20 protein-coding genes and 1 tRNA gene are annotated in these 20,952 nt (G+C 60.9%); 6 read left to right on the forward strand and 15 right to left on the reverse strand.

Annotated elements, in window-relative coordinates; genetic code table 11:
* Positions 1 to 243: 243 nt before the first annotated feature.
* Complete coding sequence (locus RB623_RS19705; RefSeq protein ID WP_308058660.1) at positions 244 to 858, forward strand: hypothetical protein; 615 nt, start codon at positions 244 to 246, stop codon at positions 856 to 858.
* 107 nt (positions 859 to 965) lie between these two features.
* Here the strand turns inward: RB623_RS19705 and RB623_RS19710 are convergent, their stop codons facing one another.
* From RB623_RS19710 to RB623_RS19720, 3 genes are all read right to left on the reverse strand, one after another.
* The gene (locus RB623_RS19710; protein WP_308058661.1) at positions 966 to 1,469 is read right to left on the reverse strand and encodes a helix-turn-helix transcriptional regulator; all 504 of its coding nucleotides are present in this window, start codon (positions 1,467 to 1,469) and stop codon (positions 966 to 968) included.
* A 178-nt stretch (positions 1,470 to 1,647) separates the two neighbouring features.
* The gene (locus RB623_RS19715) at positions 1,648 to 1,998 is read right to left on the reverse strand and encodes a hypothetical protein (RefSeq protein ID WP_308058662.1); all 351 of its coding nucleotides are present in this window, start codon (positions 1,996 to 1,998) and stop codon (positions 1,648 to 1,650) included.
* Positions 1,995 to 2,696, reverse strand: a complete 702-nt coding sequence (locus RB623_RS19720) for a ParA family protein (RefSeq protein WP_308058663.1) — start codon at positions 2,694 to 2,696, stop codon at positions 1,995 to 1,997. The genes RB623_RS19715 and RB623_RS19720 overlap by 4 nt, the downstream gene beginning before the upstream one ends.
* Before the next feature lie 273 nt (positions 2,697 to 2,969).
* On the opposite strand from RB623_RS19720, the gene mobC reads away from it, so the two are divergent.
* The 5 genes from mobC to RB623_RS19745 all read left to right on the forward strand — a co-directional run bounded on the left by mobC (position 2,970) and on the right by RB623_RS19745 (position 7,826).
* On the forward strand, positions 2,970 to 3,365 hold the full coding sequence (gene mobC / locus RB623_RS19725) for a plasmid mobilization relaxosome protein MobC (protein ID WP_374121713.1): 396 nt from the start codon (positions 2,970 to 2,972) through the stop codon (positions 3,363 to 3,365).
* Complete coding sequence (locus tag RB623_RS19730; RefSeq protein WP_308058665.1) at positions 3,365 to 5,851, forward strand: relaxase/mobilization nuclease domain-containing protein; 2,487 nt, start codon at positions 3,365 to 3,367, stop codon at positions 5,849 to 5,851. Before mobC ends, RB623_RS19730 begins: the two co-directional genes overlap by 1 nt.
* A gap of 9 nt (positions 5,852 to 5,860) precedes the next feature.
* On the forward strand, positions 5,861 to 6,082 hold the full coding sequence (locus RB623_RS19735) for a hypothetical protein (protein ID WP_308058666.1): 222 nt from the start codon (positions 5,861 to 5,863) through the stop codon (positions 6,080 to 6,082).
* 269 nt (positions 6,083 to 6,351) lie between these two features.
* Entirely contained in the window at positions 6,352 to 7,605 is a 1,254-nt protein-coding gene (locus RB623_RS19740; protein ID WP_308058667.1) for an ATP-binding protein, read from the forward strand.
* 144 nt (positions 7,606 to 7,749) lie between these two features.
* Positions 7,750 to 7,826: transfer RNA gene (locus RB623_RS19745), tRNA-Arg, on the forward strand.
* Between the two features lie 160 nt (positions 7,827 to 7,986).
* On the opposite strand, the gene RB623_RS19750 is transcribed toward RB623_RS19745, so the two are convergent.
* From RB623_RS19750 to RB623_RS19805, 12 genes are all read right to left on the reverse strand, one after another.
* Positions 7,987 to 10,158, reverse strand: a complete 2,172-nt coding sequence (locus RB623_RS19750; RefSeq protein ID WP_308058668.1) for a type IV secretory system conjugative DNA transfer family protein — start codon at positions 10,156 to 10,158, stop codon at positions 7,987 to 7,989.
* Entirely contained in the window at positions 10,155 to 11,186 is a 1,032-nt protein-coding gene (virB11, locus tag RB623_RS19755) for a P-type DNA transfer ATPase VirB11 (RefSeq protein WP_308058669.1), read from the reverse strand. Before virB11 ends, RB623_RS19750 begins: the two co-directional genes overlap by 4 nt.
* On the reverse strand, positions 11,167 to 12,387 hold the full coding sequence (virB10, locus tag RB623_RS19760; protein ID WP_308058670.1) for a type IV secretion system protein VirB10: 1,221 nt from the start codon (positions 12,385 to 12,387) through the stop codon (positions 11,167 to 11,169). Before virB10 ends, virB11 begins: the two co-directional genes overlap by 20 nt.
* Entirely contained in the window at positions 12,387 to 13,196 is an 810-nt protein-coding gene (gene virB9 / locus RB623_RS19765) for a P-type conjugative transfer protein VirB9 (protein WP_308058781.1), read from the reverse strand. The genes virB10 and virB9 overlap by 1 nt, the downstream gene beginning before the upstream one ends.
* On the reverse strand, positions 13,193 to 13,888 hold the full coding sequence (locus tag RB623_RS19770; RefSeq protein WP_308058671.1) for a type IV secretion system protein: 696 nt from the start codon (positions 13,886 to 13,888) through the stop codon (positions 13,193 to 13,195). Before RB623_RS19770 ends, virB9 begins: the two co-directional genes overlap by 4 nt.
* Positions 13,889 to 13,933: 45 nt before the next feature.
* Positions 13,934 to 14,944: a type IV secretion system protein gene (locus RB623_RS19775; RefSeq protein ID WP_308058672.1), complete on the reverse strand. Its 1,011-nt coding sequence runs from the start codon at positions 14,942 to 14,944 to the stop codon at positions 13,934 to 13,936.
* Positions 14,945 to 15,174: 230 nt separating this feature from the next.
* Positions 15,175 to 15,873: a type IV secretion system protein gene (locus RB623_RS19780; RefSeq protein ID WP_308058673.1), complete on the reverse strand. Its 699-nt coding sequence runs from the start codon at positions 15,871 to 15,873 to the stop codon at positions 15,175 to 15,177.
* Between the two features lie 11 nt (positions 15,874 to 15,884).
* The gene (locus tag RB623_RS19785; protein WP_308058675.1) at positions 15,885 to 16,949 is read right to left on the reverse strand and encodes a lytic transglycosylase domain-containing protein; all 1,065 of its coding nucleotides are present in this window, start codon (positions 16,947 to 16,949) and stop codon (positions 15,885 to 15,887) included.
* Positions 16,946 to 19,360 (reverse strand): VirB4 family type IV secretion/conjugal transfer ATPase, encoded by a 2,415-nt coding sequence (locus RB623_RS19790; RefSeq protein ID WP_308058676.1) that lies wholly within the window; start codon positions 19,358 to 19,360, stop codon positions 16,946 to 16,948. Before RB623_RS19790 ends, RB623_RS19785 begins: the two co-directional genes overlap by 4 nt.
* Before the next feature lie 2 nt (positions 19,361 to 19,362).
* A complete protein-coding gene (locus RB623_RS19795; protein WP_308058677.1) occupies positions 19,363 to 19,662 on the reverse strand; it encodes a VirB3 family type IV secretion system protein in 300 nt (99 codons plus the stop codon).
* A 2-nt stretch (positions 19,663 to 19,664) separates the two neighbouring features.
* Positions 19,665 to 20,000, reverse strand: coding sequence for a TrbC/VirB2 family protein (locus RB623_RS19800; RefSeq protein WP_308058678.1), 336 nt, complete (start codon positions 19,998 to 20,000; stop codon positions 19,665 to 19,667).
* A gap of 12 nt (positions 20,001 to 20,012) precedes the next feature.
* Positions 20,013 to 20,918 (reverse strand): lytic transglycosylase domain-containing protein, encoded by a 906-nt coding sequence (locus RB623_RS19805; protein WP_308058679.1) that lies wholly within the window; start codon positions 20,916 to 20,918, stop codon positions 20,013 to 20,015.
* Positions 20,919 to 20,952 lie beyond the last annotated feature (34 nt).

The following is a 20,952-nucleotide window of genomic DNA, read 5'->3' on the forward strand; positions in this document are numbered from 1 at the left end:
GGCCCCCGATGCCACGAGAGGCAACCCCTCGCGCACTCCGCCGGCTGGTCGCCGGATATGGTCGCGTCCCCTGGCGGGGACGCGGGTCTATCTCTCTGACGTACCATTGTACTGGCCGCTCCCATCGCCTCAAGGACTGCGCGGCCCCTCCAATTTTCAGCCGTCGCCCAGAAGAAGGGCGCCGTCAGAAAATCGGTTCCTCCGCTTGCCGCCTCCGGCGGTCGCTTCGCGATCCTTGACCCGATGCTCGACTTGCCCGTCGCGGGCCTCCGTCATCAAGATGAAGGAGACCATGACATGGCACACAACACTCTCATGTTCGTCGCGCAGCTCTCGGCTTTGCGCATTCTCGTTCTCGCCAACCGTCTCGGCTGTGACACCGATCTCGCGGGCACCGTCCATGACAAGCTCGCGGAAGTCCTCGCCGCGATGATCGAGGATCAGCGTAAGATCCTCGCCGCCGAGGGGGTGCTTGCCGAAGCGCGCAGGACATCGGATGAAGAGGACGCCTTCTTCGACCTGCACCACTACCGGACCGCCTACTTCGAAACATGGCTGCTCGAGCCGATCGCGCTTCTCGACGATTATCTGGTTGACGATCTCGGCCGTGAATATTTCGACTTCCGCACCGGAGAATGGCATCACCGAGACGGAGAGGTGCCGATCGCGGTGCCGGTTCCGACCGAAAAGCTCTGCGGTCTCGCCAAGATCATCGCTGAGATCGAAGATATCGGCGGCACAAAGTTCACCGTCGAGAACGTCTACTACAGCGAGGCGGAAGCCGAGGTCGCATGGTGGGAAAGCACGGGCAACGACCCGGATGTCTTCTTCGCAATGAAGGAGGACGGCCTCGGCTGAAGGCCGGCGATCGAGGCGGTGCGAGCCGCCTCGATCTCTATGGCATGCAATCCAGAGGAACCGGCCGGATCAACCGGCTGCCTCCGCCTGAAGTGGGCGATGCTCGATCAGCTGCCGCGCCTCTTCTCCCCGCGTGTGGGTGTAGCATCGGCCCCGCCGTCCGATGACAGTTCCTCGACGAGCATCAAGAGATGCTCGGCCGTAGAGGCGGGCAGGTCGAGCATCCGCAGCATGAGCTTGAGCTTGACGTCGGCTTCTTGCTGGGTTGCGCCGAAAAGGTGAGGAGCGGCAACATGAATCGCCTCCACCGGCGAGAAGTCGAGCAGCTCCGCGAAATGAATGAGCCGTGTCGCCCGCAGCTTCGCCCCCCCGCGCTCGTGACGTGCAAGGATCTCGTGGTGGATCCCCAGCATCATTCCGACCTGCTCACGGTTCAGATTTTTTGCGTCGCGCCGCTCGCGCAAGTAGCGGCTGATTTCCTCTTCCATGTCCGAAATGCTGCGAATGCCGTTGAACCCCGGCTTGCGGTAGATCGGTTTGTCGACCTCGGAGTCTTCCGTCTCGACGAGGCCGTGCCTCTCGATGTAGGTCTGTACGTCCTTGATCGCCATCAGATTGGCTCAGCTCGAATCCCGTTGCCCGAATTTCCCGTCAAAACTGACGTAATAATATAACGATCTGGCTCCAATCCCCCGAAATCGAAGCCAAAACGGTAGTGACCCTAGCAGGGATTCGGCGTTACGTTCAACTCGCTCCGGTCGGCAACTAAGAGATAAGGTCGTTCTCCCGTCAAAAGCCATTTGTGTCGAGATACTGCCGGATGGCCTTCTCCATGATGTCCTGCATCGATGTCTCCGCGGTGAACGAGGCGAGTTTCAAACGACGCTTCGTGTCCCGGTCCAGATTGACGTTCACGAAATGGCTCGCCCCCTTCATCCGGGCACGCTTCATCTGGCGCAGCGCCCTACGCGCCTCCGTGGATGTTTCTTTCTTTTCCCCATCCTCTTTCGCTACCGGCTCGGGAGCATCCTCTGTGCCTGTCGGGCGGCCAGCCTCGCTCCTCGACAGATTGCCGGGTGTTCGCGGCTTGCGTGGTGCGGTCGCGAACTCCTCGAGCGATAATGCTTCCTTTCCGCTCATGCCGCCCGCCCCTTTGTCAGTTCGCCGCTCAGCAGTTGATCGACCTCTCCCACCACCGCTTCCGTTTCCCGCCGCGCCTTGGCGATGGCTTCCGTCACCTCTTGCATTTGCAGTGTTCCGACGCCGTTGTGGATGTCCTTGTAGACGTTCCGCTCGAACACCTCGGTGCGGAACAGATAGGTGCCGACCGTGTCCTCGATGATCGGCCTGATCTTGCGATAAAGTTCCGTATGGCGGACGGTCACGGTGATGCGAGTTCGCAGAACACCATGCCTGCACGCCCGCCCGACGGCTTCGTTGACGCGCATGACATTCTCGAAGCTATCGATGGCGCCGAGCACCTCGCGCTTCGAGGGTTGGATCGGTGAGATCACCAGATCGGACCACGCGATAACGGGGTCGACAATCGAGGTGTCCTCACCCGGCGTGTCAATCAGCACGTAGTCGAACCCAGCCGCGTTGTCCCTCAACCAGGTTTCCAGTCCCCTTGCCGTCTTGTGGCTGAGGACGTCGATGCCCTCAGGCTGGGCGTCCTTGTCCAGGCAGTCGGTCCACCACTTCATGAGATTGTTGCGGGCGTCCATGTCGATCATGGCGACGCTGCTGCCGCGCAGGGCATATTCGCCGGCGATGTTCATGAGCGCGGTGGTCTTGCCCGCGCCTCCCTTGCCGTTGATTGCGGCGATCACGATGGTCATCGGCATCATCTCCACGAAAATGTGTTTCTACTCACACACGAATCCATATCCGTGTGGACGTGGATTCACATCAATATGGAAACACACGAACATGGAAAAACACAATGCTATTAACATGAAAAAATGGATATATGTCGAGATAGCGCTAAAAATCACTATATAATGAGTTGGCAGGATACGGAAAAATGTGATACATTTTCCTGACGATCGAGGGACAAGCCCTCGATCCGCGGCCTGCGGCCGCAAGCACCACGATCCTAGGCAAGAATCTCGATGGCTGGCGCCGTTCCCACATCGTCGAAGAGGAAGGACAGGGTGGTGCATATCCGCTTTTCGCAGTCTCAATTCGAGGCGATCGAGACGGCCGCGAACACTGCCGACATGACCGTGTCGGCCTTTGTCCGGTCGCTTTCGATAGAGGGCGCGGGCGTGCGACCGTTTCTAGCGGACGGGGATCGTGCCGTTCTCGGCCTGCTTGCCGACGGCATGCGCGCGATCGGCGGAAATCTCAATCAGATCGCGCGGGCCATCAACACCGGCAGGGTGCCGGCTGAGGACGAACTCGTGGGGAGCATCAAAGACGCTCATGTCGTCGCAACCACGGTGGCTTCCGAGCTTGCCGCGATGACCCGGCGGTCGGCAACACTTCGCCGCGGGGAGGGCGTCTGATGGAGTTTCTTCCCGGCGCCTTCGAATGGGAGTGGGAGCGTCGCCGCGCCGCGCTTGTGCACGAGATGCAGATGGGTCAGCTCGACAGAAAAGAATGGGACGGGCCGCGAAAGGGAGGGGTGGCGCGGCTTCCAGATGAGGGCATTGGTGGCTTCGCCCGGGCTCGCAGGCGGCGCGATGGCGGGCAGGGTGGTTGGGCGCGTGGCGGTGCTGCAACTGCTGGCCGCTCGATGCGAACGCGTTTTGCGGCTCTTGCGCGCGGCAGCCAGCCGGCGGTGGTCAAGCTCGCCTCCTACGGCGGCGGAGCTCGCGCGGGCGCCATGATGGACTACACCTCGCGGGGAGGGGAACTCGCCGTCGAGAACGAGCGCGGCGAGCGAGTGCTGGGCAAGGACGCGCTCGCAGGGCAGCGAGCCGAGTGGGAGCATCTCTTCGATAACCGCGCCGCCAGCAGGGATCTTGGCGTGTTCCATGTCAAGATCGATGGAGCCTCGCTCGCACACGATGCTGACATGAACGAGCAGGTGCGCGCGATTCTGCGGTCGGGATTTGGTGATCGTCGGTTCGTCTACACCGCTCGGACGCGCTCCCAGGATGAGCTCAATGTGAGTGGCGTCGTCGTTCTACGCGACAGCAGCGGCGAGCGACTGACCGGCGACTTGAGAGCTGCGGAGATCGTTCAGCAGCGTTACGACGACACAGACGCCGGCCGGGATGTCGAGGCGCGCTTCCGGTTCCACGGGTACGGCAACGGCGTGGAATGGAGCACCGCCCGTGTGCGGGAACTGGTCGCGAGAAACGACGGCGAGGTTCGTGACGACACGGGCCGGCCGATCGGGAGTGCTGAGCAAGCCGGCCACATCGTCCAGAAGGAATGGCGCAAAGAACTGCACAGCCGCAAGGGCAGGGACGTCATGCACCTGATCGTCTCGGCCCGCGCCGGCACGGATGCGCCCGCCTTCGAAGCTGCGGTCCGCGACTTTCTGGGCGATCAGTTCGCGGGTCACCGCTACGTCTTTGCCGTCCATGACCCAACGCTTGACCCAAAGGAGATGACTGAGGGCGGCAAGCGGCCCCACATCCATGCCCATGCCATCGTCACCATGCGCTCGGAGACGGGCGTTCGCATCGAGACAAGTCCGCAAGTGTTTCGCGGGTGGCGCTCGTTGATGGCCGAGAAGGCGCGGGAGCAGGGCATCGAGATGGAACTTACCGACCGTCGCGAACTCGCAAGCGCACCAGCCTATACCCGCAATCAGGTGCGTCCTGTCAACTATCGCGGCCGCACCGAGCACGAGGGCACGAGTGCTTCAGCGCAAGTTCGATACAACGCTAAACGTACGAACGAACCTGTACTCCCTGGAACCGATCATAGCAGACAGCACACGGCAGCGGCCGCCGAGGTATGGGATGACCTCGCGAACGACCGGACAGACAGCCGCGCGAGTGCGTTTGCCGGGTTGCAGAAGGATAGGTTCGAGGCATCGGTTCGGAACAGCAAAATTGACCGTGTTACCGCCAGTAGCGAAACTGAGGCTTCAAAAAACAACACCAATATGATATTGTTGTCTCAGCTGGTCGAAGGCAAGGAGGACCAGATGCAAGAGATGACGCGCCCCGAGTTCGTGGCCTATGAGCAGCGTGTGGAAGCGGTTCTCGCCTCCGTAGAGCGGACGCTCGATTCATCCGACCGGTCAGACTTTGACGAGGTCGCTGCGGCGGCGCGCGAGGTGGTCGATATTCGTCGGGAGTACCTGGAGTTCGCGGAACGGCAAGTTGACGCAAGTGCGGAGCCTGCGCGTCGTGACAACGCTGGTGAGCGCGAAGACAACACCAATGCGCAGTGGGATGCAGCAGTCGCGCGGTTCGGTATGCAAGCGGTCGAAGCCGCAAACGAGGTCCTTATCGAGGTCGAACATTACCGTGAGGGACTGGACAGGATCGAAGCGGGCGAACTGCCCCAATACTATATTACCAGCTATCAAGCAGGCCTTGCGCGGGAGGTCCATCGGGCCGCGGAGATCGCCGTCAACGACGACAACCAGTACATGCGGGAGGTCGCAAGATCGGACCAAGACCTGCAGCGTGCGATAGAGCTGATAGAGGTTGCCCGGGACGAGGCGCGCAGTATCGAACGGAAAGGCCAGCGCGAGCAGCACGGCCCCGAGGGGCAGGACGCTAGTGGTCAGATGAAAGGCAGTGCTGGCGGTTCGCCCAGTGTCGCTGAAGCGGAACTGAACCGTGAAGCTGTTCATGACGGGAGGGTCACCGCTGAGCAGAGCGACAGCATCGACGATCCGAGGGCTTCACGGCCAGAAGAATCGCCGCAGCGGCGTCCCGATGAAAGAGTGGCCGATAGGCGCCCGGCTGCCGAGCCCGAGATTGCCCGTTCCGATCCGCCGCAGCAGCATGTGCCGCGCCTGCGCGAGATCGAACTGGAGGTTGAAGAACGTCACGAGCGCGATCGCGACGATCGGGAACGGTAGGAGTCGACCATGAGGGACGACTGGCGTGCCAATCACAATCCACTTCCTCCGCCGGACGGTTCGGAGGACCGGCCCGACGGGTTCAGCTCGGTGGCCATATTGGTGTTTGTTGCCGTCGCACCGCTTATCTACTTCGGGCCGCAGCTTGGCGCTTTCGAAGCCTGGCTGGTCGATATTTTTCGTAGGGTCGACGGCTGGGCGGCGCCGATCAGGGAGTTCTTCCTGGGCTAAAACGTGAGATGCTTGAACAATGCGTTTCGGGGCTATTGCTGTGATCGCCACGAGGGAATGCAATGAGGTTAGCCGGGTAGCGCTCCATGAGATGGTCTGGTAGAAGCCTATGACGGCGATTGCGCGACAATTCGGCGCAATTGAGGGGGTCGAAGTTTTTATCCGGCGTTCATCCATAACCGGCAGCACCGCTCCATTCCAGGGCACGGAATAAAAAATGGCCCGCTCTACACTTTAAATTGGTCGGAAAGTCCGTTAAGAACGGACGCATGGTCGTCTCAAAATCGCCGCGCCATATCGTTGACCGGAAAGTCCGACCGCTCGTCGAGACGGCGCTTACCGACACGCGCGTCGTCCTGATCGTTGGCCCGCGCCAGGCAGGAAAAACGACTCTGGCCAGGCAACTCTCCAAAATTGATCGACCTTACATCACCCTAGACGACGCAGGCGCATTGAGCGCCGCGCGCGCCGATCCCGTCGGTTTCGTCAGGGGGATCGAACGGGCTGTGATCGACGAAGTCCAGCGCGCGCCAGAGCTGATGCTGGCGATCAAGGAGAGTGTCGATCGCGACGATACACCAGGCAGATTCCTTCTGACTGGCTCCGCCAACGTCGCCACGCTTCCGGCGATCGCCGATTCTCTCGCAGGTCGTATGGCGACAGTCTCGCTGCTCCCGTTCGCCCAATCGGAAATCCATTCCACACCGGGCCGCCTTCTCGACCATCTGTTCGCCGGTGAGGAACCGGCGGTAGATGGGAATGTGGTATTCGGCGACGACCTGATCGAACTCGTCGTGCAGGGCGGCTATCCGGAAGCTCTGCACAGGTCCACCCCCACACGACGCACAGCCTGGCTAGAAGACTATGTCGCCCAGATCCTAGATCGCGACGTTCGCGATATTGCAAACATAGACCAACTCGATCGACTGCCTCGTCTGCTGAACGTCCTCGCCGAGCATGCCGGGCAACTGGTCAACCATTCCAGTTTCGGGGCGGCTCTCGGCCTGTCGAGCGTGACGGCGCAGAAATATGTGGCGATCCTCGAGCGGCTCTTTCTGGTGCGGACGCTGGAGCCGTGGTCCAGCAACAGATTAAGTCGTCTCATCAAAACGCCGAAACTGCACTTTCTCGACAGTGGGCTCCTTGCCGCATTGCGTGAAGACGAGGAAGAGGCGCTGCGGCTAGATCGCTCGCGGTTCGGTGCCTTGCTCGAGACCTTTGCGGTCTCGGAACTCCTCAAGCTGGCCTCCTGGTCGGAGCGGCGGGTATCTTTCTCCCATTATAGGACCAAGGATCAGGATGAAGTTGATATCGTAATCGAGGATCGCCGCGGCCGGATCATCGGCATCGAGGTGAAGGCGTCGGCGACGGTGCGGCCCCAGGACTTTCGGGGGCTGCGCCAGTTGCAGGAAGCGGTCGGCGATCGTTTCGTGCGCGGGCTGGTGCTGCACGATCATGATCGGGTGACGCCGTTCGGCGAAAAACTGCAGGCCGCGCCCCTGTCGATTCTGTGGTCGATGTAAGTCGAATAACTTAGTTTATGGAACTAAATCAATGACTTATGATACACCAGACGTGTCGGGTATGCTATCGCTGCCGTCCTTTCGCCTCCCGAAGCAGTTCTGGCCGACTCATGAGATTGCAATAGGGTAGTGGCGGGCAACCATGCGCTCGTAGCTCAACTGGATAGAGCACCGGACTTCGAATCCGTAGGTTGCAGGTTCAAGCCCTGCCGAGCGCACCATTGCATCGTTGAACACAACCGCTGCGAATCGCAGCAAGCAATCCTTAATCATGATCAGCCACCCTGGCCGTGCGCTGTGTATCGAGTGCGTGTCCGGGCAACAGGGTGGCGAACCTCCGCCACCCACCCGGAGATATCGACGCTGTACTGATCAAGTGTGCTAGGTAGTCTCGAACTCCAGGGCAAACACGTCATCAGCGACGGTCTCGTCGAAAATCGTTGACCAATCCCGCGATGAGGGGGGCCTGCTCCCGGCATCTCCCTTTCCCCCGATCAGCGCCCTTAGGCGGCGTGCTGCGATGTCGAACCTCGTGTCGATTTCATCCTTGAACAATGGCAATTGCTGTGGTGGCTTGGCGGCGGAATTGCGAGGCTTCGCCATGTTCGTCACTTTGTCGACCAACGGTGCTTCACCACTTGTCAGGGACGATCGACCTGCGATTTCCGCTGATGCCTTGGGATGAGCCCGAACATTGGGTAAGCGCGGATCCAGCGCGGCCGCTACCGGATCAGGCTCGGTCACCAGAACGTCCAGGCGATGCGTTTCGTGCGGCCTCACCGTTCCCCGCTGATTTCGTGTTGGTGAGCCTGGCACGAGTGGCCCAGGCACTTCGGACTCCTGGCTGTCTTGGGCGGTCGCCGGCGCGTACCCAGGGGCAATGGCCGGTACTGGTCGTTGTGGCAAGAACTCGGTTGCAGGAACATCCGGCATGTTGGCTCGTGAAAATCCCTCCATCGCCTTGAACGGTGCGGTCCGGAAAAACCGAAACCTGTCGGCAAAGATTGGGTTTTGGCCCTCGGCGAGGATGACCATCTTGTCGGGCGGCATCTGCCGAACTTCCTGCGGCATCATCAGATCGCGTTCCCGCAACTGCTCAACCTTTGTCCGTCGATGCAGCCCCATCAGCTCAATGGTCCGGGATTCGGTCTTATAGCGGACCGTACGCTTGCCAAGTCCTTTCGAGACGGCTTCCGCAGTCACCTGGTCATTAGCGCCGAACACAAGCTGATAGCCGCAATTGCCCATCAGGGAATGACGCGAGGTCTCGCCGTACATCTCGTCAAGGTTCTTGAGGTCCTGGATCACGAAGGCCATCTTGATGTTGTAGCCGGCCACGTAGGGCAGTTTTGTCGTGATCTCGCTCATCTTCTTGAGCTGCCGGAACTCGTCGAGCAGGAAATAGACCGGGACCGAACGTTCGCTGTGCTCGAGCATCAACGTGTCGAGCGTCTGTTGGACGAAAAGTGCGAGCAGCGGCCGCAGCAACGTGATGTCGGTGACATTGGGCGCAAGGTAAATCGAGATCGGCCTGCGCTTCATTGCGCGCAGGTCCATGTCGGTCACCGATGTCGCTGCGACGACACGCTCGTTGCGGAATGGCCGCAACGCCTTCTGAATGTCGAGCAGCGCGGAGGCTGCTGCGCGCTCTGACAGGGCGATATAGGCGTTGAAGCTCTCCATGGTGAAGCGCGATAAATACGGCTCGCGTTCCTTAATGAGGATCATCAACGCCTGAAGATTGACCCCGCTGTTGAAGAAGGCAGTCACCTCGCCGAGGTTACGCCTCCCCTCATAGTAGACACTCTCATTGATGTAGCTGATCGCCCCGGCCATCACCTGTTGTGCAGTCGCCTGCCAGATCGAGTTTTCTGATTCGGTGTTCTCGGGAACCAGGATAGCAGCCATGTTCTGGATGTCGGTGGTGCGATCACCCCGATCCGGCCGAATGAAGTCTAGTGGATTGTAACGGTGCGTTCGGTCCGATCCTGGCGCGAAGAGAAAGACCTGGCTGCCCTTCGATTTCCGATATGCCGCTGTGCTCCGAAAAATCTCTCCCTTGAGGTCGGTGACCACCATGGAACCATCGTGGGTCAGCGCGTTTGGAATTACATAACAGGCCCCCTTCCCCGAACGCGTGGGTCCGATGATCAGGTGGTGCCGATCATCTTCGACACGGAGAATCTGGCGTCCGAGGCGGCCGAGGATCTTGCCTTTCTTGCGAAACCATCCGTCACGCCGCAACGACATCACCGTCTGGAACCGTGCATCTCCCAGCGGACTCGAGTTTGCACGCAATCCGGCATAGCCAACGATAGTCGCGACAATAGCGGCCGGGAGCAGCGCACCGAGTGCAATCGAACGCAGGACACTGCTGTCGCCATAGGAGACAAGCTGCTGGAACGGTGCAAAGGGATTGGTGGTTGTCGTCGCGTGGAGGATCCTGCCGTCTCCAAACAGGAACTGCAAGGCGAGACCGTAAGCCAGCAGCCAGACCGCGAAGGCGACTACCAGGCAGAAGCCGAGATAGACTATGCGGAGCGAACCGGTCATGGCGCATCCGTCCGCCCATGGGCGAAGAAGATCTCGGACACGCCGCGTCGGCCGCCATCCCGGCGCAACTGGATTACGATCGGGATGACTTGCCTGATGTAGGATATCAGATCAGCCTTTGGATACGCGGCTGACAGACCCGATTGCATGACCATCATGGCGAGCTGCTCATAGGCGCCGAGCGGCGTATCTGCGTGCACGGTCGACATCGAGCCAGGGTGGCCGGTGTTAATCGCACGCAGAAATGCGAATGCCTCCGATCCCCTCACCTCGCCGACGAAAAGCCTATCCGGCCTCATGCGCAGCGATGCCTCGAGCAGCGATTGGATCGTCACATTGGCGGTTCCTTGATCACCGCGCGACGCCAGGAGGTGCACCGCATTCTTCTGCGGAGGGAACAATTCCCGCGTATCTTCCAGCGTGATGATGCGCTCATTCTCATCGACCGACTTCAGGCAGGCGTTGAGAAAAGTCGTCTTGCCGCTCGAAGTGCCGCCGCTGATCAGGATCGAGACGCGATTGACGATGGCCGTGCGAATGAAACCGTAGATATCTTTTCGCGAGAGTTGGTTGATGAGCGCCTCATCCGTTTCGCTGAGCCCGCCGACGGCCACCGTCACCTCGTCGAGCGATCCCCGATCGCGATAGTCCTCAAGCGTGAAGTCGCTCACGACCTGCTTGCGGATGGATAGTGTGCCACCGTCGGGTGCGGCGGGCGGAAGAACGACCTGGATGCGCTCACCGGTTGGAAGGGCCGCGCTGAGGATCGGATTGGCGGGACTGACAAACTGGTTCGTGCTTGCAGCCACGCGCTCCCCGATATTGACGATCTCGGCTGTGGTGAGTTCGGGGATACCGTGGAACTCCATATGTGCGGCGTCGAGGCGCTCGACATAGACTTGGCCCGGCCGATTGACCGAGATCTCAACGACACCGAGGTCGTCAAGGAACGATTTCAGCGGCGCGAGCGCGCGATAGAGGAAATAGTGCCGGTTGTCCGAAGCGAGCTCAGTGAAGGCCACGTTCACGGCGTATCTCCTTCAACGCTTCGGTGACCGGATCCTCATAGAGGCTAGAGAAATCCAGATCCTGACGGACGAAGACGAAGATCCGCTCGCCCTGGCTCACGCTGATCGTCGGCGGTATCCGCAAGGAATCGCCGAGCGCCTGGTTGGCCATATCGGCAAAGGTCTGTGCGATCGTTTCCCGCGCAAGCTCTTCAGCACGCTGCGCATCGTCGCTGTCGCCGGTCGCGGCCTGGCTGCCGTAGCCGGTCAGGTAACTGGCACCACCGCCTACGATCGAGAGCAGAATCGCGGCGCCGAAACGTTCGCGGAACTTGTTGTCGACCCGTCCTGTCAGGCCGGCACGTCCAAGGCTGTCGGCACCGATCGAATTCAGCCGGACGGAGACGCCGTCGTCGCGCAGCATACGGGTCCAGACCACGAAAATCCGCTTCTGTCCGCGAGTGACCTCCGACTGATACTCGCCTATCAGCCGAGTCCCCGTGGGAATCAGGACCCTACGGCCGTCGAAAGAAAAGACGTCCTGCGAGACGATCGCCCTCACCTGCCCCGGCAGGTCGCTGACGATGGCTGTCTCCAGAATGCCCGGGATCAAGGTACCTTCCGGAACGAGTGCATCGATCCGGTCGATCTTGCGGGCCTGTGCACTGCGGTCGCCGATGCTGGCGGTCGCGGCCAGGAACTTGCTGCTGCGATCCTCGCCGGCGACGGTCAGGCCCTCCCCCTCTCCTCCGGTCAGGCTGCCGGGTTCGGACGATGCAGAATTGTCCAGAACGACCATGTTCGAGCGGAAGCGTGCCGGGAATTCTTCCACCGGCGCTTCGGCAGCTTCCGGCGGTGGTGGCGCCTCACCCGGCACGGGGGGCGGCGGCACGTCAAATTCGGTGGTATCCACCTTCTCCTGTGGTGGCGGAGGCGGCGGAGGGGGCGGAATCTCGATCACTTCTGGTGCAGGAGGCCTGGGCTCCGGCTCGCCGTCACGAACGAAGGATGGCGGACGGAAGGTGGTGGTGGTGAACTCCTCGTCGCCGTCCAGCATGTCACGCGCCGGCGGCTGCCTTCCAGCGAGAACGATATACCCTGCGACGAGTCCAATCAGGATGAAGAGCGCCCCGCCGACCAGCTGCTTGCGTCGGACAGACCTGTCCGCGATGACCGGATCATCATCGTGAGCAAGGGCTTCGAGCTCGGGAGAGCGCCTCATCAGTTTCCGCTCCGACGTCGAGGTTTCGCCTGAGCATCTTCCGCCGGTCCGAGGATGGCCGGATCGGGGGCGCCAAGATCCGGCTTCCTCAGATTGAAGATGCAGATCCACTGATCGCCGTCGCGCAACGTGAACTGCGTCGCCGCGCCATCGACCACGATGTATTCGCCTTCCCTGCGGAAGTTCTTCAACGTCTCGGAAAAATCGGAGTTGACGGCGAAGATCGCCGGGACACGACGATCGAACTTGAAAAAAGTCTTGTTGCCGTCGTCGAAGACCATCAGGGGCTTGAGCCGCGCGTCGCCCGAGAAGGAGTAGTCGATGTTGACGTTTGCCTTGTCGATCCCGGAGATGTTCGGCCAAGCCGCGCGCTGCTCGGCCTCCGTCCGCAAGGCGGCATTGAGGCTTTTTTCTGGATAGTGGAAGCGGATTCCGAAGACCTTGCGACCCGCTTCGGGGGCAAAATCGTGAAGCTCAAGATAGTAGATGCGCTTGGACGTGACGACGTTCATGTTCGTTGTCACGTCTTTCGCGATCGGCTTGACGAAGAGAATATTGCCCTTCTCGGAGGGCACCACCTGCCAGCTCTCAGTGTCGCCCAGCGAGATCGTCTCGAACTTCTCGTCCTCATCGAAGATGATCATTGTCGAGATACCGTAGGTCGCAAAAACCTGGACGACGTTGTTTTCCTGATACGTGACGCTGGTCACCCTCGCATCGAGAGAGCCACCCTTCGGAGTTTGCGCTGCTAAAGTGGGCCCACAGACACCCATCAGTACGAGAGCGGTCATAAGGTAGCGGCCTCTCATCGCGCTTCCCCAGGCGTCACCGTCTCTTGATCGCGACGGTAGGCATAGACCTGGAAGCCAAGCGGGTTCTCGAAACGCCACTCGTTGCGCATAGGTGTGTCGGTGTAGCGAAAGCGGACAACCGAGATCCAATGACGCACGATCGATTCCGTTTCGCTGCGTTCGTTTGTCGAGAACCTGATGATCGCGGTGCTCGTGTTTGGGAACGTCACCGACTTGATGTCGACCAGCACCCGCTTCAGACGGCCATAGATCTTCGCAGGATTCTGGGCATTGGCTGCGCTGTAAAGACCCTGCAGTTCGCGTGCGGCCTCGTCCGTGGACAGGAGCGCTGCAATCCCGAAATTTTCCTCGATCGCGTAGGGGTCGTAGCCTTCGCGCGACCGGATGTAGCGCACGACATTGGCTTGGGTGACGGCCTGCTGCTCGGTCAGGTTTGCCGGCCGCGTCAGGCCTGACTTGACTTCGATATATCCCGTGGTCTGATCGACGGTTACCAGATAGGGCTCGAAGCTCTTCAACGGCAGCATCAGGACGACAGCCAGCAGGCTGAGCAAGGCGAGCCCGGCGAAGATGATCGAGAAGAACCAGGCGACCCGCGCCGACCGCTTCGCCCGCTTGATGATCTCCTGCTCCCATATGTCGCCATGCTGGAAATATGAGCGCAGCGCGGTTTCGGACTTGTCGGCCATCACTGCCCTTCTCTTGCCGTTCGAGTTCCATCAGCGGCTCCCCGATCACGGTTGCCTTGGGGTTCCATTGGATGTGATCGCGCGCTGCATGGAGGCGCCGGCGCCATCCTGCCGGGGTGAATGAAGCCGCGCTTGGACCCGATGCACAGCCGCCTGTGTTTGCTGAGCCGAGCGGCCGATCGCCTCACGACCCCAGAAGATTCCTCTCGTGGTCAGATGCCGCGAACGAGGGCCGATTGGTGTGGCCAATCCGCCGGCTATGCCCTGCGCAAGCGATTGGACCTGGATGAGCACGAAGCTGCCGGCGAGACAAAGCATGATAAAGGCGGCGAAATCGCTGAGGGTCAGCTCGCGGTCGCCGGAGATCTGGTCGATCTTTGTCAGTTCCGGTTCCATAGCGGCAATCAGGAAGGCGGCGATCACGTAGACGAACAGAGGAATGATGGCGTAGAGCAGCGACTGGTTGAGCCACCCCATCGCGTAGCTTCGCGTCGAGTCGAAAAAGAAGCATGAGATGAAAATGGGCGCCGTGCCGAGCAGCACCCAAAGCACAACCTTGGCGAGCACGAGGATGCCGAGCGCGACCGCAACGAACAGGCCGGCAAAGACCATGATGATCAGGCCGATCAACGCCGGCAGGACGGACAAGTAGCCGGCCTGCTCAGAAAACGCCGCGGCGGCAACGTTCGCTGTCTTCCATATCTGTGACAGCCCGTTGGTGGGCTCGGTCACGCCGGTCGCCGAGGCTGCAAGGATAGCCCGCCCGGCATCCTCCGGCACGGTCGTGATCCACTCGTAGACGAGCGAATTGAAGTTTGCCCACGACGTGACGATGATGAAGATGATCAACGCGCGCGAGAGCCTGCCGATGATTTCCGCGACGCTGAGGCGCGACGTGCCGAGGAAGAGCTGGACGCCGTAGAAAAGCACGGCGACGATGAAGAGCACCCGAAGCAGCGGCTCGATGTCCTGGCTGAGCGCTTCGTAGGCACGCTGGGAAAAATTCTCGCCAGAGGCGTCGATCCGATCGAGAAGTTCGCCGATAAAGTCGTCCACCGCCCTGCCCTATTCCTGGCTGTCGCCCGCCAGTTGTTCGACCGCCGCGAGCGCTGCCGCCCTGTTTGCGTTGAGTTCCGTCATCGGACCGCACGGACTTCCCACCTCTGCGTAGCTCGACAGATTGGCCGACCGCTTGCATGGCGCAGTCTTTTCGCGGGGTGTTCCGCACCCGCTGGCTACCAGAACGAGAGTTAGGACGGCGATTCCCGATCCGCATCGACAAGCCATCATTCGTACTGCAGAGCCTTTCGCGTGTTCGACATGTCGGTCAGCTTGCGCTGGTTCTCCGCATGCAGCGATTGCACGCCGCCATTGAGAACGCCGATCATCTCGTTGAGCGTCAGGCCGGTTTGAACCTGGAGCTGGGTGTTCTGGTCGATGGAGCCCTTGATGTCCTCAGCCTGTCCGATCTCCCCGCCCGCGGTTTCAAGAGCCGAGCGGCGCGTTTCGACCGCCTGCTGGGAGCCTTTGATCAGCGCCGAAACTCCCATCACCGTTTTCATGAGTTCCTCATAGGATTTGTCGCTGGAGAGGGAGCTGTTCTCCTTGCCGGACAGCGAGCGAACGAGCTGAAGCCCATTGATGAAAAGCGTTGCCGCCTGCACTACTTTGGAATCGAGAGATCCGAAATCGGCTACGCCGCTCTTCAGGAGCTGGTCGAAGGACGGCACCGACGAGACGCTGAAGCCGTTGCCGATTGCCAGGTCCTTCAACGATCCGGCTTCACTGCCGCGATCGCCGGTCACGGCCTTCAGCGTCTCCTCGACCGTGGTGAGGATTTCCTTGTTGGTGTCGAGAATCCGCCCGGTTTTTTCGGCGGTGTCGCGCGCCACGGCATAGTTGGTCTTGTCGATGACCGGAATATCGGCCGCCGCCGGCACAATGCCGGAGCCCAGGGTCAGCAGGACAGACAGCGATCGGTTCATTCTTAGCTCCTTCATTGTGTATCGAGCAAAAGTCCCGCCTGCGCATCGATGCGCAGGACACACCCCTTGGCGCTCGGATCCCAGACCAGGTTCTGCCGTTCGTCGCAGAAACCCGCGACCGGCCAATCGTCCTCTTCGCCATTTTCCTCGTAACGCGTCGAACGGTTTGCCCCTGAGATTTCGCCAAGTGTCAACGCGTTGCTGGAATTGGTCAGGTCGGCGAATGCCGTGCCGAGCAGGATTAGCCGATTGATGAGTTCGAGATTCGCGTTGCGCGCACCTGAATTGTGATCCCAGCTATCCTGGATCGTGCCGCTTCTGAGTCCGCCGAGCTGCTGAAGCCAGGAGCCGACATCGCCGGACCCCTCGCCGATCGCGGTTGTCAGGCCCATCGCATTCATCGTGCTGGTGCGGGCACTCTCATAGGTGCCACCGCCGCCATAGTTGAGCGGCATGCCGGATTTGTCGGAGCCGCCGAAAGCCGGAAGCCATTTTTGCGTTATATTGGCGACGTAGCCCTGCGTTTCCCGAAAGGGGGGGGTGCCGCCATATTTGTTCACGTTCCCTGCGCCGGCATTGTACGCGGCGAGGGCCAGAGAGACATCGCCGTTGTATTTTCGAAGCTGCTGCTTGTAGTAGCGCGCGCCGCCGCGCAGATTCTGTTCGATGTTTTGTGGATCGACGCCGAGGTCGCCGGCCGTGCCGGGCATCAATTGGGCGAGGCCAATCGCGCCCGCTGGAGACTTCGCACAGGGATTGAATCGGCTCTCCTGGTAGACGAGCGCCAGGAACTGGTTCTCGTCGATCCCCTCCTCCCGCGCGATCCGACGCACCATGCCGGCGATCGCCGGATTGGCGTTTGCCGCCCCAACCGGATCTTCCTTTCTCCCCGGCCGGTACATCGAGCAGGTCACGCTCTGGTTGTTGACGTACCGATTCTCGTCGACTTTCTCGATCTCGGAAGTTTTGCGGTCGCGGTCCTCGCGCTGGTCGAGCACGGTTCCGTCGATGGTTGGTATGTCGGCGAGCGCTGGCGACGCGACGCACGCGATGAGGATGGAAAGACGCCTGATCATGCCGCACGCTCCCAGCCACAGAACTCGGACAACCAATTCGCCGGATCGTCTCCGAGCCGAGCGCGAAGCGTGGCGCACAGCTCGATTGTCTCCTTGCGCCCCGACATCACGCGCACCAGGTCCGGCATGGACGAAAGGTCGAGGCGCGCGATGACAGAATCGTTGCCGTGCTTGATGAGAAAGGTTCGCCGCTCCGGCGGCGTATTGCGGATAAAGGAATATTCCTTGGCGGTCAGGCCGAAACGGCGGATGTAACTCTCTTCGTCGGCGCGCGGATTGGGGAAGTGCAGATTGGTGGCGGATTGCTCGATCAGCGTGTGTGACTGCGGCGCGCGCGCAATGTCGGCAGCCGATTGCGTACCAAACCCGACGATGCCGTTGAGCTTCCGGATCGTCTTCATCTTGTCGACGATATAGTTTGAGAAGGCCGGATCCTGCAGGAGCTTCCAGCCCTCGTCCATGAAGATGAGAACCGGCTCGCCGGTGAGGAGCTCGTCCAGCCGGTGGTAGAGATACATCAGCGCCGGTGTGCGCACTTCCCTGTTATCGAGGATGTGCGTCATGTCGAAGCCGAATATCCGCCGGTCCGAGAAGGAGAGCACATCCCGCGGCGCATTGAACAGCCACGCCTTCTCGCCCTCGAACCAGGGACGCAGGCGGGACTGGAGGTCGTTGGCGTCGGATCGCGCCCTGCCCATCAGGAGGCCCGACAGATTGGCGAGCGTCCGCTGCTCGACCGGCTCCTGGCAGATGCGACCGATCGCCCGCTCCAGCGTATCCTCTTCCTCCTGGCTGAAGCCGCTACCATCGGCAGGATCGAGCATGGCCTTCAGGAGGCGGTGCAGGAACTCGCGATTTCCCGCTGTGTTCTCCATCTGTAGCGGGTTGAATCCCGTTGCGACGCCTGGCTGAAGCACCTCGTAATCACCGCCAACAGCGCGGATGAAAATCTCGGCGCCACGATCCTTGTCAAAGAACACCGCCCGCGGTTCGGGCGAGATGCGGAAAGCTTGGGCAAGCAGGAAGGTGAGCGCCACCGTCTTGCCTGAACCCGTCGGTCCGGTGACCAAAAAATGGCCGATGTCGCGTTGATGGAAGTTGAACCAGTAGGGCGTCTGCGACGTCGTCTCGAGGATCGAGATCGGCAGGCCCCAATGGACCTCGCGTGCCCTGCCAGTCGCGAAATTATGTAGCGACGAGAACCCGGAGAAGTTGGCGCTGGACAACATGCAGGAACGCGCGATGTAGGTATGATTGCCGGGCAGCTGCGCCCAGAACGAGGCCTCCATATTTAGGTCCTCGCGCAGCCAGTTGATGTTCATGTCGGTGAGGCACGACCCCAGTTCGGCGACGGCCTTGTCGAGACCGGCGAGATCACGCGACAGGCAGAGCAGGCTGAAATGATGATAACCGAAAACGGCCTCCTGATTGAGCAGGCTGTTCAGCGCGAAGTCGATGTCGGTCTCGACGGTGCTGCCGGATTCATCCGACGCATGGATCTGGCGCTGCAGGCGGGAGATGCGCTCCTGGGCGATCGGCTTGTCGGCAAGTGTGAACGACTGGGTACAGATGAACTCGTGATTCATCTGCAAAAGACCATCGAGCATCCCGGGTCCGGAGAAGGGTGGGTACTCCTTGATGGACAGCATCGCGCCGAAGCGATTCTCGGCCTCGGTCGGCCCCTGCGCCTGCATCGTCCGCTTCGAGAAGTGTAGCCGCGACATGCCGACGTAGCTGCGGATGCCCATCCGCGGTAGCCGCATGTCGCGTGAGACGCCGCAGCTCAGGATCGTGTTGAAGAACGCACACGGCTCCGAGTATGGCTGGCCGTCGCGATGAGCGATCCCGAGCGGCCGCGCGCCGTACTTCTGGAGCTCGCGAGTGATGTTGCCGACGACCTCTTCGAGGTCGTTGACTCGCTCGTGCAGGCGTTGCTGCTGGACCTCGGCGCCGGATGAGCGATCGAGCAGGCGCGAAAACGTCTCGGCCGCTCCCAGCACCCCGCGCATGCCCGAGCGGACGATCGTGAGATAGAGCTCGTTGGTGAACATGCGCTTTTCGCGCAGCGCGGCCATGTAGCGCGTATTGAGGAGCTCGCAGAACGGATCGGAGAAGCTGCCCTCGATCGAAGGTTTCACTTCCTTGCGGATGACGGTCGACCACAAGGAATACCGGCTCGAACCCAGCGCCCGTACGATCGTGTTCTGGACTGCGGCGCGCATGTTCAACTCGGCCTGGTCCTCGGTCTGGAAGAACAATCCATCCAATCTGATCACGGACAGGATCGCACCGCTTTCGAGCCCGATCACCGTGTCGGCGACGTGTCGCAAATAGGGAATGTGGGTCGACATCGGCCGCTCGCGCCGTTGCTCGCGGCCAAATCCCAGCTCTTCGATAACGGCGTTCAACATGGTCAGGGGCCGTAGGAGTTGGTGCGCCAGAACAGCCGATTCCGCGTCCGTGGTGTGCGACGGCCGACAACTTGGGCAAGGTCCAGAATGCGGATGTCTCGGCTGCAAAGAGCGAAGAGCGCGAGGTAGGTCAGCGGCGCGATCAGCGCCGACCAGAAACTCGCGCTCACCAGGAAGGCGATCAGCGTGACGCCGACGATGATGTAGAGGGCATTCAGCGGTATCCCCCACATCATCGGTGGCCTGGTGAGACCGATCACCAATGGCGTCAGCTGTGGCTTCTCGTCGCTGAGCTCGAACATGTTCAGTTTCCCACGGCTGCAATCATCTCGTCGACAATCGCCGGCGCTCCGAAGACAAGGCCAATGCCGAGCACCACCGCGCCGGCTGTGAACCAGGAGAGACGACCCGCGAAGGCGAGAAAGCCGAGCGCGATCACGGCAATGATCGCCAGCAACCGGCCGAACGGCCCGGTAATGAAGTCGACGATCATCTGCACCGCTGTTTCCAGCGGTGCGAATGCACCCGAGGACTGCGCAAGGGCGGGTTCCGTCACAACGAGGCAGGTCAACACGATCAAGACGAAAGTGAAGGCCGGTTGCGCGGGTCGCTCGGCGGAATGATGGAATACGTTGCTCATGTCGATCTCCGGCTAAAAATGCATGACCCCGCCGACCCACTGCCGGCGCTCCGTTGAAGTGATGACTCCGCTGTCGCTCGAGGCCGAACCGCGCCTGCTAACCGATGCACCTTCCCCGGACGCCACCCGCCCGGAACCCTCCAGCTCCATCTGAAGATTGAGGATTTCGGCGACATAGCTCACCGTTTCCTTGAACGGCGGAATTCCCCCATGCTCGCGTACGCGGCCTTCGCCGGCGTTGTAGGCGGCGGCAACCAGCATCGGGTTGCGGAACTCGTCGATAAGTTCACGAAGGTATCGCACACCGCCATCGACATTCTGTTCCGGGTCGCAGATGTCCGCCACGCCGAACCGCTCCGCGGTTTCGGGAATCAGCTGCATCGGCCCGCGTGCGCCTTTGGGGGAGTTGCGCAGTCGGTCGAGCCGGCTCTCCGCCGTGACAATGGCGAGCGCGAAATGGACATCAACCTCATGGCGCTGCGCGGCCTCGGCGACCAGCCGAGCGATATCCTCGGGGGTAGCCGGCGATGGTCCGCATTCGGCTTGGTTGTGCGAGTCCTTTGGCAAAAAAAGAACACCAGAAGAGTTTTGCCCAAGGGGTACCTTGTCGTGACTATCGACGGATGTAGATGCCCCTACTCCGGTTTCGTCGGTCTGGGGCTGTGCAGGAACAATCCGGCCGCTTTCGCCGAGGACATAATCTCCCTGCGGCTTCGCCCAGCGCGCGTCGTTGACCCCGTCTGCCGAGATCGAATCACCTTGAATCCCGCCCGCGCTAGCACGAGTTAGGCTACCAATAGCCTGGTGTTTTGCCAGTTCCGATGAATGGGCGTCCTCCGGTATGATCGCGCATACGCTCGTGAGAATTGTCGCCGCAAGCAGCGCTGCGATCAGTCGGGTTGAAGTCTGCGTCGCCATGGTGTCGAATCCAAAGCCCCTGCAAGAGCGAGAT

Source organism: Mesorhizobium sp. LHD-90, assembly GCF_030929505.1.
Taxonomy (GTDB): domain Bacteria; phylum Pseudomonadota; class Alphaproteobacteria; order Rhizobiales; family Rhizobiaceae; genus Kumtagia.

Excerpts from the sequence above, each read along its gene's own strand:
- RB623_RS19800 (WP_308058678.1), bottom strand. The coding sequence starts at position 20,000 with ATGAGCAACGTATTCCATCATTCCGCCGAGCGACCCGCGCAACCGGCC.
- RB623_RS19720 (WP_308058663.1), bottom strand. The coding sequence starts at position 2,696 with ATGACCATCGTGATCGCCGCAATCAACGGCAAGGGAGGCGCGGGCAAG.
- RB623_RS19805 (WP_308058679.1), bottom strand. The coding sequence starts at position 20,918 with ATGGCGACGCAGACTTCAACCCGACTGATCGCAGCGCTGCTTGCGGCG.
- mobC (WP_374121713.1), top strand. The coding sequence starts at position 2,970 with ATGGCTGGCGCCGTTCCCACATCGTCGAAGAGGAAGGACAGGGTGGTG.
- RB623_RS19795 (WP_308058677.1), bottom strand. The coding sequence starts at position 19,662 with ATGTTCGAGCTCAGCGACGAGAAGCCACAGCTGACGCCATTGGTGATC.
- RB623_RS19750 (WP_308058668.1), bottom strand. The coding sequence starts at position 10,158 with ATGACCGGTTCGCTCCGCATAGTCTATCTCGGCTTCTGCCTGGTAGTC.
- RB623_RS19715 (WP_308058662.1), bottom strand. The coding sequence starts at position 1,998 with ATGAGCGGAAAGGAAGCATTATCGCTCGAGGAGTTCGCGACCGCACCA.
- virB10 (WP_308058670.1), bottom strand. The coding sequence starts at position 12,387 with ATGAGGCGCTCTCCCGAGCTCGAAGCCCTTGCTCACGATGATGATCCG.
- RB623_RS19735 (WP_308058666.1), top strand. The coding sequence starts at position 5,861 with ATGAGGGACGACTGGCGTGCCAATCACAATCCACTTCCTCCGCCGGAC.
- RB623_RS19710 (WP_308058661.1), bottom strand. The coding sequence starts at position 1,469 with ATGGCGATCAAGGACGTACAGACCTACATCGAGAGGCACGGCCTCGTC.
- RB623_RS19730 (WP_308058665.1), top strand. The coding sequence starts at position 3,365 with ATGGAGTTTCTTCCCGGCGCCTTCGAATGGGAGTGGGAGCGTCGCCGC.
- RB623_RS19770 (WP_308058671.1), bottom strand. The coding sequence starts at position 13,888 with ATGGCCGACAAGTCCGAAACCGCGCTGCGCTCATATTTCCAGCATGGC.
- RB623_RS19705 (WP_308058660.1), top strand. The coding sequence starts at position 244 with ATGCTCGACTTGCCCGTCGCGGGCCTCCGTCATCAAGATGAAGGAGAC.
- RB623_RS19790 (WP_308058676.1), bottom strand. The coding sequence starts at position 19,360 with ATGTTGAACGCCGTTATCGAAGAGCTGGGATTTGGCCGCGAGCAACGG.
- RB623_RS19780 (WP_308058673.1), bottom strand. The coding sequence starts at position 15,873 with ATGAACCGATCGCTGTCTGTCCTGCTGACCCTGGGCTCCGGCATTGTG.
- virB9 (WP_308058781.1), bottom strand. The coding sequence starts at position 13,196 with ATGAGAGGCCGCTACCTTATGACCGCTCTCGTACTGATGGGTGTCTGT.
- RB623_RS19785 (WP_308058675.1), bottom strand. The coding sequence starts at position 16,949 with ATGATCAGGCGTCTTTCCATCCTCATCGCGTGCGTCGCGTCGCCAGCG.
- RB623_RS19740 (WP_308058667.1), top strand. The coding sequence starts at position 6,352 with ATGGTCGTCTCAAAATCGCCGCGCCATATCGTTGACCGGAAAGTCCGA.